The organism is Pantoea sp. FN0305 (assembly GCF_050113845.1).
In the GTDB taxonomy this organism is placed as follows: domain Bacteria; phylum Pseudomonadota; class Gammaproteobacteria; order Enterobacterales; family Enterobacteriaceae; genus Mixta; species Mixta alhagi.
In genome coordinates this window covers 380082-392552 of record NZ_JBNJSN010000004.1, presented here as the reverse complement: position 1 = coordinate 392552, position 12471 = coordinate 380082, and the positions used below count along the sequence as shown (strand labels likewise).

At 54.6% G+C, this 12471-nt stretch carries 10 protein-coding genes; 4 read left to right on the top strand and 6 right to left on the bottom strand.

All coding sequences use genetic code 11. The features are described 5' to 3' along the window. Nucleotides 1-11 precede the first annotated feature (11 nt). Nucleotides 12-1535, bottom strand: a complete 1524-nt coding sequence (gene araG / locus ACQE3Y_RS10870) for an L-arabinose ABC transporter ATP-binding protein AraG (protein ID WP_426981637.1) — start codon at nt 1533-1535, stop codon at nt 12-14. A 128-nt stretch (nt 1536-1663) separates the two neighbouring features. Then, nucleotides 1664-2647, bottom strand: a complete 984-nt coding sequence (locus ACQE3Y_RS10865) for an arabinose ABC transporter substrate-binding protein (protein ID WP_426981636.1) — start codon at nt 2645-2647, stop codon at nt 1664-1666. A 372-nt stretch (nt 2648-3019) separates the two neighbouring features. Between ACQE3Y_RS10865 and ACQE3Y_RS10860 the strand changes: the two genes are divergently transcribed. Next, complete coding sequence (locus tag ACQE3Y_RS10860; protein WP_426972663.1) at nt 3020-4705, top strand: ribulokinase; 1686 nt, start codon at nt 3020-3022, stop codon at nt 4703-4705. Nucleotides 4706-4714: 9 nt separating this feature from the next. Further along, nucleotides 4715-6217: an L-arabinose isomerase gene (gene araA / locus ACQE3Y_RS10855; protein ID WP_426981635.1), complete on the top strand. Its 1503-nt coding sequence runs from the start codon at nt 4715-4717 to the stop codon at nt 6215-6217. A gap of 196 nt (nt 6218-6413) precedes the next feature. Here the strand turns inward: araA and yjfF are convergent, their stop codons facing one another. The 4 genes from yjfF to ytfQ all read right to left on the bottom strand — a co-directional run bounded on the left by yjfF (nt 6414) and on the right by ytfQ (nt 10956). Beyond that, nucleotides 6414-7406 carry a galactofuranose ABC transporter, permease protein YjfF gene (gene yjfF / locus ACQE3Y_RS10850; RefSeq protein WP_426972666.1) on the bottom strand — a complete coding sequence of 331 codons (993 nt, stop codon included), beginning with the start codon at nt 7404-7406 and terminating at the stop codon, nt 6414-6416. After that, nucleotides 7399-8418, bottom strand: a complete 1020-nt coding sequence (gene ytfT, locus ACQE3Y_RS10845) for a galactofuranose ABC transporter, ATP-binding protein YtfT (protein ID WP_426972667.1) — start codon at nt 8416-8418, stop codon at nt 7399-7401. The genes yjfF and ytfT overlap by 8 nt, the downstream gene beginning before the upstream one ends. Next, the gene (gene ytfR, locus ACQE3Y_RS10840) at nt 8411-9928 is read right to left on the bottom strand and encodes a galactofuranose ABC transporter, ATP-binding protein YtfR (protein WP_426981634.1); all 1518 of its coding nucleotides are present in this window, start codon (nt 9926-9928) and stop codon (nt 8411-8413) included. The genes ytfT and ytfR overlap by 8 nt, the downstream gene beginning before the upstream one ends. Before the next feature lie 71 nt (nt 9929-9999). Beyond that, nucleotides 10000-10956 carry a galactofuranose ABC transporter, galactofuranose-binding protein YtfQ gene (gene ytfQ, locus ACQE3Y_RS10835; protein ID WP_426972670.1) on the bottom strand — a complete coding sequence of 319 codons (957 nt, stop codon included), beginning with the start codon at nt 10954-10956 and terminating at the stop codon, nt 10000-10002. Nucleotides 10957-11637: 681 nt separating this feature from the next. Here ytfQ and ydgT point away from each other — a divergent pair. Next, nucleotides 11638-11853: a transcription modulator YdgT gene (gene ydgT / locus ACQE3Y_RS10830; RefSeq protein ID WP_157130207.1), complete on the top strand. Its 216-nt coding sequence runs from the start codon at nt 11638-11640 to the stop codon at nt 11851-11853. A gap of 110 nt (nt 11854-11963) precedes the next feature. After that, nucleotides 11964-12407 carry a DUF2569 domain-containing protein gene (locus ACQE3Y_RS10825; RefSeq protein WP_426972672.1) on the top strand — a complete coding sequence of 148 codons (444 nt, stop codon included), beginning with the start codon at nt 11964-11966 and terminating at the stop codon, nt 12405-12407. Nucleotides 12408-12471: the final 64 nt, after the last annotated feature.

Genomic DNA, 12471 nt, shown 5'->3' with positions numbered 1-12471 from the left:
TTACTCCTGCATCAGGCCACGGCGGCCGTCTGTTGCGTATTTTTCGGCATGGCAAGGCTCAGCGTAAGCTGTTCCGTTGCCTCATCATGTAACAATTCACCGGCGATCTCACCTTCGCGCATCACCAGAATACGATCGGCCAGACCCATGACTTCCGGCAGATCGCTGGAGGCGAACAGCACGGCAATGCCCTGTTGCGCCAGCGCATAGATCAGGTTATAGATTTCATGCTTTGCTCCGACATCTATCCCACGCGTCGGCTCATCCAGCAGAATGACCTTCATATCTTCTGACAGCCAGCGGCCGAGGATCGCCTTCTGCTGGTTGCCGCCGGAGAGGTTCATAATCAGTTGTTCAGGTCCCGGAGTTTTGATATTCAGCGACCGGATATGCTTATCGGCGTTCTGCGATTCCCAGCGCCGATCGATCAAACACCCCGCCGTCAGGTTATTACGTCGTGCAGAGATATTGATGTTATCGCGCACCGAATGGACGGGAATAATGCCGTCGGCTTTGCGATCTTCCGGACAGAGCATAATCCCGGCGCGAATGGCATCTGAAGGCTCGCTGATAGCCAGGGCTTTGCCGTCCAGCAGCACACGTCCCGCCTTCAGGCGTGTCGCGCCAAACAGCCCTTTCATTAGCTCGCTGCGTCCGGCGCCAACCAGACCAAACAGCCCGACGATTTCACCGGCGTGTACGTTGAACGAGACCGGCTGGCGCACGCCGACCGCATGTACGCCCTCCAGTTGCAATCGCACCGGGCCATGCTCACGCGGCGCATAGCCATAGACATCGCCCAGATCGCGCCCGACCATCGCCTGTACCAACATGTCGTGGCTGGTATTGGGCACATCGTCAAAGGTGCGCACGTAGCGTCCATCTTTAAACACCGTAATGGCGTCGCTAAGCGCAAAGATCTCTTCCATACGATGCGACACATACAGCACCACGCGCCCTTCCGCACGCAGCTGACGAATAACGCGGAACAGCTGCTCGATTTCCCGCGCCGACAGTGAGCTGGTGGGTTCATCAAAGGCGATGATTTTGGCGTTGCGCGCCAGCGCTTTGGCAATCTCCACCATCTGCCACTGCCCAAGCGACAGATATTTCAGCGGCGTATCGGGATCGATATCCATGCCAAGGTTTTTCAGCTGTAGCCCTGCCTCATAGCGCAGCAGCTTACGGTTAACCAGTCCGCCGCGCTGTGGCAGCTGGCCAAGGTAGATATTTTCCGCAATGCTCATTTCCGGCACCAGGTGCAGCTCCTGGTAGATAATGGCCACGCCAGCATTCAGCGCGTCGGTGGTGTGACTGAAATTTACCGGCCTGCCCTGAATCTGAATGGTGCCGCCGCTGGGCTGGTAGCTGCCGCTAAGGATTTTCAGCAGCGTCGATTTACCGGCGCCGTTTTCTCCCATCAGCGCATGCACTTCGCCTGCACGGCAGCTGAAGCTGATATCCTGCAGCGCCTTTACGCCGGGAAAAGTTTTACTGATGCCATGAAACGACAGAAAGGCTGAATCAGTGTTCATGGTGTCTCCGCTTTGCCTGTTCACTGTGAACGCCGGTTAATCGGCGTAAGATGAGCACAACCTGCCCGCATCAACCGTGCGGGCCTGCTTACCGGGCGACACATGCCGCCCGTCGATGAAACCACGCGTTACATCAACCCTTTTTTCGCCAGTTCAGCTTTGAAGTTATCGCGGGTAATCAGCACCACATCCGTTACTTCGGTGAATTTCTGCGGCTCTTTATCGTTGGTTACCCAGTCGTGCAGCATCTGGATACTTTTGTAGCCATGTACATCCGGGCTGGGCAGCAGCGACCCGTAGAAGCCGGTCGCCTGACCTTTAGAGAGTTCACTGATGGCATCCACGCCGTTGATGCCAATGCCAATAACGTTGGCCGCTTTAAAGCCCTGACCTTCAGTGGCGCGCACGCCACCCAGCACGGTGTTATCGTTCATGCCGACAATCAGCCAGTTTTTCACTTCCGGATGCTGGACCAGCAGCGAGTTAGCGGCATCAAAAGCGCCGGGAATATCGTTAGATTTGGTAGGAACCTGATAGATCTGCTTTTCCGGGAATCCGGCTGCCTTCAGCGCCTCGATGGAACCAGAGGTGCGGCGACGTGCGGTGTCCAGTTCGTTCGCAGTGATCGCCATGACCGCTGAGGTTTTCACATCCCAGCCGCGTTTCTGCATCTCTTGATACAGCTCCTGGCCCTGACGCTCGCCGATTTTGGTCGCCGCCATCATCACCAGCGGCACGCTATCCATCGGTTTGCCTTTGGCGGTAACAAACTGATCGTCCACCGCGATCACTTTCAGATCGTAGCTGCGGGCTTTTGCCATAATCGCCGATCCCAGTTTGGGATCGGGAGTACAGATAACAAAGCCTTTCGCGCCGCTGGCGGCCAGACTGTCAATGGCGTTCAGCGTCTTCTCGCCGTCAGGCACCGCAATCTTGATCACATCAAAGCCCAAATCTTTGCCCGCTTTATCAGCGAATTTCCATTCCGTCTGGAACCAGGGTTCTTCCGGCTGTTTAACCAGGAAGCCGAGTTTCATCGTCTCAGCGATAGCGGATTGTGACATAACGGCAGCCAGTCCAATGGCGGCTAACGCTTTAGTGAATTTGTGCATGGTGTTCTCCGGCGCAGTGTAATTATTTCGTTGTGCGCAACGAAACGGTGTAAACGATACCAATCGGATTAAAAAGATTATGAAAACGGCAAATCAGGTAATTAGCTTTAATATTGCGCGTTACCTGAACAAACGCTGGGCTAGTTTTAGCGGGAAATGCACCAGGAAATGTAGAGCGGTATCACATAGCAAAACAATAGCAATTTAATCCATAAATTCAGCAGATTTAACCGAGCATTAACTTTTGACCGGCTTCACATAACCCATGACGATGACAGAAAAATGCATATATGCAGCTGGCAAGGGCTAACCGAAAACCGCCACACTTTTTAGTGTTAGAGCCTGCGATTGTTCATTAACAGGAGAGCCCGAATGCGTGCTGGTGCCATAACGATTGGTCTGGACTTTGGCAGCGATTCGGTTCGCGCCCTGGCAGTAGACTGCCAAAGCGGCGAGGAACTACAAAAAGAGGTGGCGCCCTATACGCGCTGGATGGCCGGCCAGTATAGCGTGCCGCAGGTCAGCCAGTTCCGTCATCATCCGCTGGATTATATTGAGGCGCTGGAAAAAGCAATTTGTGGCGTGGTGGCGCGCCTGAGCGAAGAGCAGCGCGCTGCGGTTGTCGGCATCGGTGTGGATTCTACCGGCTCAACGCCGGCACCGATCGACCGTGACGGTAACGTACTGGCGTTGCGCCCTGAATTTGCTGATAACCCCAATGCGATGTTTGTGCTGTGGAAAGATCACACCGCCATTGAAGAAGCGGAGGAGATTAATCAACTCTGTCGCAGCGGCCAGTTTGAAGATTACTCGCGCTATATTGGCGGCGTGTACTCCTCTGAATGGTTCTGGGCAAAAATTTTGCACGTCTCCCGCGCTGACGCCGCCGTGCGCGACGCCGCCGTTTCCTGGATTGAACTGTGCGACTGGGTGCCAGCATTATTGAGCGGCACCACCGCTCCGGCAGCCATTCGTCGTGGGCGCTGCGCCGCTGGTCATAAATCCCTGTGGCATCCGCAGTGGGACGGCCTGCCGCAAGCGGCATTCTTTAACGCGCTCGATCCCATGCTGACTCAACAGCTGGATTATCCCCTGTTTACCGATACGTTTACCGCGGAAAAACCCGTTGGCACGCTCACCCCGGAATGGGCGCAGCGTCTCGGCCTTTCTACCTCCGTGGTGCTCTCCGGCGGCGCGTTTGACTGCCATATGGGCGCGGTGGGCGCCGGTGCCCAGCCTTATACCCTGGTAAAAGTGATTGGCACCTCCACCTGCGACATTCTGATTGCTGACAGCGAACGCGTCGGCAGCCGTGCGATTGAAGGAATTTGTGGTCAGGTTGACGGTAGCGTCACGCCAGGCGCGATGGGTCTGGAAGCGGGCCAGTCCGCTTTTGGCGATATGTATGCCTGGTTCAGTCGTCTGCTGAACTGGCCGCTGCAGCTGGCCGCCCGTCAACAGCCAGAGTTAAAACCGCAGCTTGAGGCGTTGTCGCAGGACCTGCTGCGCCAGTTAACCGATGCCTGGGTCGCTAACCCGCAACTGGATCATCTGCCCGTGGTACTGGACTGGTTTAACGGCCGCCGTACGCCGTTTGCCAACCAGCGTCTGAAAGGCGTGATCACCGATCTCAATCTGGGTACCGACGCGCCCACCCTGTTTGGTGGCTTTATCGCCGCCACCGCCTTTGGTGCACGCGCCATTATGGAGTGTTTCGAACAGCAGCAGATCCCGGTAGAGAACATCCTGACGCTGGGCGGCATCGCCCGTAAATCTCCGGCAATTATGCAGGTCTGCTGCGATGTGATGAATCGACCGCTGGATATTGTGGCATCCGATGAGTGCTGTGCACTGGGCGCGGCGATCTTTGCCGCCGTAGCGGCGGGCGTGTATGACGATGTTCCCAGCGCCCAGCAACAGATGGCCAGCCCGGTAGAGAAAACGCTGCAGCCCGATGCGTCGCGCGTGGCGCGCTATCAGCAACTTTATGAACGTTATCAACAGTGGTGTGCGACAGCTGAACCGAATTATGCCGCACGTCCCTCTTCCGCTATTTAAGGAGTTTTTATGCAACAGTTCGATTCGCTGAGCGTGTGGTTTGTGATTGGCACCCAGCATCTGTATGGACCGGAGACGCTGCGCCAGGTCGCCGATCATGCGCAGCAGGTGGTCGATGGGCTGAATCGCGAAGCGGGCCTGCCGGTAAAACTGGTCCTGAAGCCGCTGGTGAAAAGTCCGGACGAAGCGCTGGCGCTCTGCCGCGACGCTAACTATGACAACAGCTGCATCGGTATTATTACCTGGCTGCACACCTTCTCGCCGGCCAAAATGTGGATCGGCGGTCTGTCGGTGCTGAATAAGCCGCTGCTGCAGTTCCATACCCAGTTTAACGCGGAGATCCCGTGGGAAACCATGGATATGGATTTTATGAACCTGAATCAGACGGCGCACGGCGGCCGTGAGTTTGGTTTTATCGGCGCGCGCATGGGTCTTTCTCATAGTGTGATAACCGGCCACTGGCAGGAGAGCCAGAGCCATCAGCGTATCGGTAAGTGGATGCGCGCTTCGGCGGCGCGTCACGCCAGTCAGCAGCTGAAAGTGGCGCGCTTTGGCGACAATATGCGTGAAGTCGCGGTAACCGAGGGCGATAAAGTTGCGGCGCAGATCCAGTTTGGTTATGCCGTTAACGGCTGGGGCGTGGGCGATCTGGTAGAGGTGATTAATCAGGTCAGCGATGGCGATGTTAACGCGTTAATTGATGAATATGAAAGCCAGTACCGGTTTAGTGCCGTCGCCGCCGTTAACGGCGAGAAACGCCAGAACGTGCTGGATGCGGCACGTATCGAACTGGGTATGAAACGTTTTCTGGACGATGAAGGCTGCCGCGCGTTTACAACAAACTTCCAGACGCTGCACGGCATGACTCAGTTGCCGGGCCTGGCGGTTCAGCGCCTGATGGCGCAGGGTTATGGTTTCGCAGGTGAAGGTGACTGGAAAACCGCCGCTTTGCTGCATATTTTCAAGGTGATGGCGGGAGATCGGCCTGGCGGCACCTCCTTTATGGAAGACTACACCTATCACTTCTCGCCGGGCAATGAGCTGGTACTGGGTTCGCATATGCTGGAGGTTTGCCCCTCTATCGCTAAAGAAGAGAAACCTTTGCTGGATGTACAGTTCCTTGGCATTGGCGGCAAAGCCGACCCGGCCCGCCTGATCTTCTCGACGCCTGCCGGCCCGGCGGTTAACGCCAGTATTATCGATATGGGCGACCGCTTCCGCCTGCTGGTCAACGTGGTGGATGCGATTGAACAGCCGCAGCCGTTGCCGAAGCTACCGGTGGCCAACGCCTTGTGGAAAGCGCAGCCTTCGCTTGCCACGGCGTCTGAAGCCTGGATCCTCGGCGGCGGCGCGCATCATACTGTCTTCAGCCAGGCGCTGGATGTGGATGATATGCGTCTGTATGCAGAGATGCACGGTATCGAGGTGATGGTGATTGATAATGACACTACGCTGCCTGCTTTCAAGGATGCGCTGCGCTGGAATGAGGTGTATTACCGCCTGAACCGCTAACTTCATTAGCTGAGCAAAAAGCCGCATCAATGATGCGGCTTTTTTATGACTTGGGTTCGGTGCATGCTGAAACCGGGTCGGAAATCCACTCCATAGTATGTTGTAACTAATTAATATTGTTAAAAAGCACACCACGTATGAACGGTAACCCCTGGCTGGCATGCCAAAGGATACCGTCAGACATGGTGCGCCATAGCTAGGGTTTTAGCGTAATACGCCTCACCGGTGCATTCTGCTGCCGATCCCATATCACTGTCAGCAGACGCTGGAGCGCGATAAAAGCAAACAGTAGAATGCCAATGGCGATTTTGGTCCACCATGAACTCAGGGTGCCGTCAAAATTAATCCAGGTCTGAATCAGTCCCTGAATCAGCACGCCAAACAGCGTGCCCAGCACGGTGCCTACCCCGCCGGAAAGCAGCGTGCCGCCAATAACGACCGATGCGATAGCATCCAGCTCCACGCCCATGCCCGCCAGCGCATAGCCCGCCGAGGTATAGAGCGAGAAAACAATCCCCGCCAGCGTTGCCAGTAAAGTGGAAAGCATGTAAACCTTCACGGTGGTGGCGCGGGTTGAAACGCCCATTAGCTGCGCCGAATGCATACTGCCGCCGATGGCATATACCTGATTGCCAAAGCGCGTACGATGCGCCAGCATAATTCCCAGCGCCACCACCATCAGCATGATTAACGCCATCAGGCTCAGCCGCCCTCCGCCCGGCATTTTCCACGCCATACTGGAAAGCGTGCTGTAAAGGGGATGATCAATCGGTATCGAACTTTCCGCGATCAGATAGCTACAGCCGCGCAAGAAAAACATCCCCGCCAGAGTAATAATAAATGCCGGGATCTTCAGCGCATCGATCAGCCATCCCATCAGCGCGCCGAAAGCGGCACCCGCCAGCAAAATAATGCTGAAAGCCAGCCAGGGGGAAAGATGGAGGTCGCCAATCGCTCTGGCAAGAAAAACGCCGGTAAAGGCGATCACCGCACCCACAGAGAGATCGATCCCGCCGGAGAGGATCACAAAGGTCATGCCGACGGCGACTATGCCAAGAAACGCGTTATCGGTAAGAATATTGCCAATCACGCGGGTAGAGGCGAAGCCGGGAAACTGTGTCAGACAAAACAGATAGCCCGTGACAAACACCAACAGCGTAATCATCAGGGGTAAATGACGTTTAAGCATTTTTGCCTCGCCGTTTCAGTAATTGCAGAAAACGCGGTGACTGCAGCAGCAGGACCGCCATCACCACCACCGCTTTGACGACCTGATTCAGCTCCGGCTGAAAGCCAGAAAGCAGAATGCCGGTATTCATCGCCTGAATAATCAGCGCGCCCAGCAGCGAGAGCCACAGATTAAAGCGCCCCCCCATCAACGAAGCGCCGCCGATCACCACAGCCAGAATCGCATCCAGCTCCAGCCATAATCCGGCATTGTTGGCATCGGCCCCGCGAATATCCGCTGCAACAATTAACCCGGCCACCGCCGCGCACAGTCCGCTAATCACATAGACAGACATCACTACCAGCCAGCCGTTGACGCCAGCGTTACGTGCGGCGCGCAAATTAATGCCCACGGCTTCGATAAACAGCCCCAGCGCGGTTTTACGCGTTAGCAGCCAAACCAACAGCGCGACGATCGCAGCGATCCACACCGGCACCGGCAACAGCGCAAACGCGCCATTACCGATCCAGCCCAGCGCGTCGCTGTCAAAGGTCACGATTTGCCCCTGGGTAATCAGCTGAGCAATCCCGCGCCCGGCCACCATCAGGATCAGGGTGGCAACAAACGGTTGGATCTTCAGTAGCGCCACCAGAATGCCATTCCACAGGCCACACAGCGCGCCGCTGGCCAAGGTGGCCAGAATAATCACCGGCAAACTATGCCCCGCTACCGTTAAGGTTGCTGCCGTGGCACCGGCAATCGCCATAATTGCGCCCACGGAAAGATCGATGCCCCCGGTGGCGATCACCAGCGTCATGCCGATGGCCAGCAGTGCAACCGGCACTGCGCGGTTAAGTATGTCAACCGGGCTGCCAAACAGTCGCCCATCCTGCAAATGCAGCGCAAAAAAGTTTTGTGCTACCAGACTGTCGACCAGCAGCACCAGAATCAACGCCGCCAGCTGTGGCATACCAGGGGGGAATTTACGCTTCTGCATCACGGGTTTCTCCGATAACAGGTGGCTTTCAGGCATGTTGAGTTCCTCCATCCGCAATTGCGCTGACGATTGCCGCCACCGACAGTTTCTCCAGCGGAATTTCCGCGACCTGCTGTCGATCGCGCAAGATCACCACGCGATCGGCGTAACCCACCAGCTCTTCCAGCTCTGAAGAGATCACCAGTAGCGCCAGCCCGTCAGCGCAAAGCGTCTCGATCAGGCGAATAATTTCCGCATGTGCGCCAACGTCAATGCCACGCGTTGGCTCATCAAGAATCAAAAACTGGGGTCGGGTGACCAGCCAGCGCGAAAGCAGTACCTTTTGTTGATTACCGCCTGAGAGCAGCTCAACAGGCTGATCGTCGCTGGGTGTACGAATACCCAGCTGGCGAATAAAACGCTGGGCGATCTCACTCTGTTCACGATCGCTAATTGGACGCAGCCAGCCCCGCTGCGCCTGTAGCGCCAGAATGATATTTTCCCGGACCGAAGCGGCACCGATGATACCGTCGGTTTTACGATCTTCGGGACAGAATCCCATGCCAAGTCGCGAAGCCTGCGCCGGACTACGGATATTTTGCTTTTTACCGCGGATAATGGCCGTACCGCTATCGGCACGGCGAATGCCAAACAGCAGTTCAGCTGTCTCAGTACGGCCCGATCCTAATAGCCCCGCCAGCCCCACCGCTTCGCCGGGGCGCACCTGCAGATCAAACGGCTCAACCACGCCCTTCTTACCGTAATGATGAAATTCCACTACCGGTTTTTCACTGCGCAGCGTGCGTCCGGCACGCTGTAGCGCCGTTTGCAGCAGGTCGCGGCCCAGCATCAGTTTAATCAGCTCCAGCTGGGATAGCGTATGGGTGTCACGGGTAGCGATATATTGCCCGTTACGCAGTACGGTAATGCGATCGCAGACGCGATAAACCTGGTCAAGGAAGTGCGTGACAAAGATCAGGCTCATGCCTTTGGCTCTGAGCTGATTCATCAAGGTAAACAGCATTTCAACTTCGCTGGCATCAAGGCTGGCGGTGGGCTCATCCAGGATCAGCACCTGAGCAGAGAGATCTACCGCACGGCAGATAGCGATAATTTGCTGCATCGCCACAGAGTAGTGCCCCAGCGGGCGGTTAACATCCAGCTCGAAACCATAACGATTAAGCAGGCTGCGGGCCTCCCTGACCATTCTCTTTCGATCAACCATCCCGAAGCGGCGCGGCTCGCGCCCGATAAACAGATTATCCGCCACCGACATGTTCGGCAGCAAATTGACCTCCTGATAAACGGTACCGATCCCTGCCTGCTGCGCCTGCGCGGTATTGCGCGGCGCTATCGGCTGACCATCCAGGATAATCTCACCGGCGTCACGCTGATAAACGCCGGTCAGTACTTTAATCAGGGTTGATTTTCCCGCTCCGTTTTCGCCCAGCAGCGCCATGATCTCTCCACGCCCCAGGCTAAAAGAGACATTATCCAGCGCCTTTACGCCGGGAAAGAATTTGCTGACGCCACGAATATCCAGCAGCCGATCGGTTTGCTCGTTCATAATGCGCCTCGGTAGATAAGAAGGTCGGCGCAGGCAGCGATGCCTGGCCGACAGCAGGGGTTAAGCTCGCCTTAATAGCCCATATCTTTTTTCTTATCGAGCTCGCTTTGTGCATCAGCAGGCAGCCAGAGCGTAGTCACGGTTTTAATCACTTTTGGCGGTACGGTGCCGTTCTGCTTGAATTTCTCCAGCGCGTCAAATGCCGGGCCAGCCATATTCGGCGTTAACTCAACGTTGGCGTTGGCTTCGCCTGCCAGCATCGCTTTATAAATATCGGGTACGCCATCAATCGAGCCGGTGAGAATATCTTTGCCCGGTTTTAATCCGGCTTCTTTAATAGCCTGAATCGCGCCGATCGCCATATCGTCGTTGTGCGCATAAACCATGCAGATATTTTTTCCGTTATTTTCCGCCTTAATAAAGCTTTCCATCACTTCTTTACCTTTGCTACGGGTAAAGTCGCCGGACTGCGAACGAATTATTTTGATCCCCGGCGTATTGGCGATCGCTTCAGCGAAGCCTTTTTTGCGATCGATAGCCACACTGGCCCCTACCGTTCCCTGCAGCTCCACAACGTTACAAGGCTTGCCGTTCATCTGTTTTACCAGCCAGTCGCCGATTAGCCGACCCTCCAACACATTGTCCGCCGTGACCACTGACATATAGAGTGACGGATCTTTCACTACGATAGCGCGGTCAAGCAGGAACACCGGGATCTCCGCATCCCTGGCTTCTTCCAGTACTGGTTCCCAACCTGTTTGCACCACCGGCGCAATAAAGATGGCGTCTACGCCCTGCGCAATAAACGAACGTACCGCCTTGATCTGGTTTTCCTGTTTCTGCTGACCATCGGCAATTTTCAGGGTGATGCCACGCTTTGCCGCCTCGCTTTTCGCTACGCTGGTTTCAGCGGCGCGCCAGCCTGATTCAGAGCCAACCTGGGAAAAGCCAACGGTTAAATCTGCCGCCAGCACCGGCGCGGCGAGCGCAGCGCTCACCATGGCTGAGATAAGTAAACGCTTCCACATAATATTTATTCCTCTGATGGGATTCAGATGTTCAGGTACAAAAGCCCCTACAGCCTGGCCGATTCGGCTACGTCAGATTTGGATATACTTCACAAAATTCAATTAATTAAATGAGTTAACTGTTTCATGTTTGATAATTTTCTGTGGGCAATATGGACAATTTACCTGAAGCTGAATGGCGAGACTGTTAAATAAATGTAATAAAGAGAAGCGCTTAGCGCACCCATCTTTGGAACCGATTACAAAGTCGTGTAAACTTCAGTCGTCAGCGTTAACGCCAGATTCGGGCAGTTAAATAATGGATTTGTGATGATTCGCACAATGCAGGAGTGCGTGATTTTTAGCAAAAATGTTAACAATTAAGGCGCAAATGGCCAGAATGTAAGAATATAGAGGTTTATTGTGACAGAGAATCTGTCACTTTTTCCTTATATGACAACTCTGTAGTTAAATATTATTTATTAGGAAAAATCCTAGCTCTCGCTTCATTTCTGGTAATAAGTCGCTGCGTAATCGTTTGCGATAATAAAAAAGCCGATCAAAGGTTAAGTTTGAATCTTAACTCTTTCTGAACAGCGCTATTTTCTGAATTTAACCAATTTTTATCCGGCAGGATCTGGACAGATGGCGCGGCCTCTCTATACTGAGTCGCTCATTCTTCTTTCCATAATTATGGTTATTATGACAGCGCAAGATTACCTGTTAAAATTTCGTAAAGTGAATACCTCTGAAAGTCTGGAAAAATTATTTGATCATCTTAATTACTCGCTGACTGACGATCGGGAATTAATGAATATGTACCGCGCTGCCGATCATCGTCGTGCAGAGCTGGTTTCCGGCGGACGGTTATTTAATTTAGGCGAAGTGCCTAAGTCGGTTTGGCGCTACGTGGTTTAATCCTGCCTGTTTCCTTCCGCTTCTTTCCCCTATAATGCCCGGTCCAACAGGCGTGATTCGCTTGGACAACGCCTGTCTCACGCCTCCGTTTCTGCTGTAAGGAATGCATTATGTCATTAACCTCTTCCCCGCCGCGTCCTGGCGGCTGGCTACTGCTGCCGCTCGCCTGGCTGATTGTGACCCTGATAACCAGTGCGCTGGTCGTGGTGATGTATATTAGCGCCCTGTTTAATCCCGCGTGGCGCGAACTGCTGTTCAGTCATGACCATACGTTTCTTTTACAGTGGGGATTATCGCTGGCAACTTCGCTGGCCGTATGGTGTTACAGCGCCTGGGTAACGTGGATTTTCTGTTTGCGCTCGCGGCGCCTGCCACGCCATTACGTTATCTGGCTGCTGTTAACGGTGGTGCTGGCTTTGAAAACCTTCGCCTTTTCGCCGGTCACCGATGGCGCGGCGGTGCGCTCTTTGCTGATCGCTTTGCTGGCGGCGGCGGTACTGGTGCCCTATTTCAGACGTTCCCGACGGGTAAAAGCGACGTTTATTGCGCCCTGAGCGCCATGAAAATTACTTTAAATTTAATCCTGAGTGCTTTTGCTGCTTTTTTAACGGCGCGGTG

What these genes read in the sequence shown, in the direction of transcription:
- ydgT (WP_157130207.1), top strand. Translation starts at nt 11,638, where the DNA reads ATGACAGCGCAAGATTACCTGTTAAAATTTCGTAAAGTGAATACCTCT.
- araG (WP_426981637.1), bottom strand. Translation starts at nt 1,535, where the DNA reads ATGAACACTGATTCAGCCTTTCTGTCGTTTCATGGCATCAGTAAAACT.
- ACQE3Y_RS10865 (WP_426981636.1), bottom strand. Translation starts at nt 2,647, where the DNA reads ATGCACAAATTCACTAAAGCGTTAGCCGCCATTGGACTGGCTGCCGTT.
- ytfT (WP_426972667.1), bottom strand. Translation starts at nt 8,418, where the DNA reads ATGCCTGAAAGCCACCTGTTATCGGAGAAACCCGTGATGCAGAAGCGT.
- ytfQ (WP_426972670.1), bottom strand. Translation starts at nt 10,956, where the DNA reads ATGTGGAAGCGTTTACTTATCTCAGCCATGGTGAGCGCTGCGCTCGCC.
- yjfF (WP_426972666.1), bottom strand. Translation starts at nt 7,406, where the DNA reads ATGCTTAAACGTCATTTACCCCTGATGATTACGCTGTTGGTGTTTGTC.
- ACQE3Y_RS10860 (WP_426972663.1), top strand. Translation starts at nt 3,020, where the DNA reads ATGCGTGCTGGTGCCATAACGATTGGTCTGGACTTTGGCAGCGATTCG.
- ytfR (WP_426981634.1), bottom strand. Translation starts at nt 9,928, where the DNA reads ATGAACGAGCAAACCGATCGGCTGCTGGATATTCGTGGCGTCAGCAAA.
- ACQE3Y_RS10825 (WP_426972672.1), top strand. Translation starts at nt 11,964, where the DNA reads ATGTCATTAACCTCTTCCCCGCCGCGTCCTGGCGGCTGGCTACTGCTG.
- araA (WP_426981635.1), top strand. Translation starts at nt 4,715, where the DNA reads ATGCAACAGTTCGATTCGCTGAGCGTGTGGTTTGTGATTGGCACCCAG.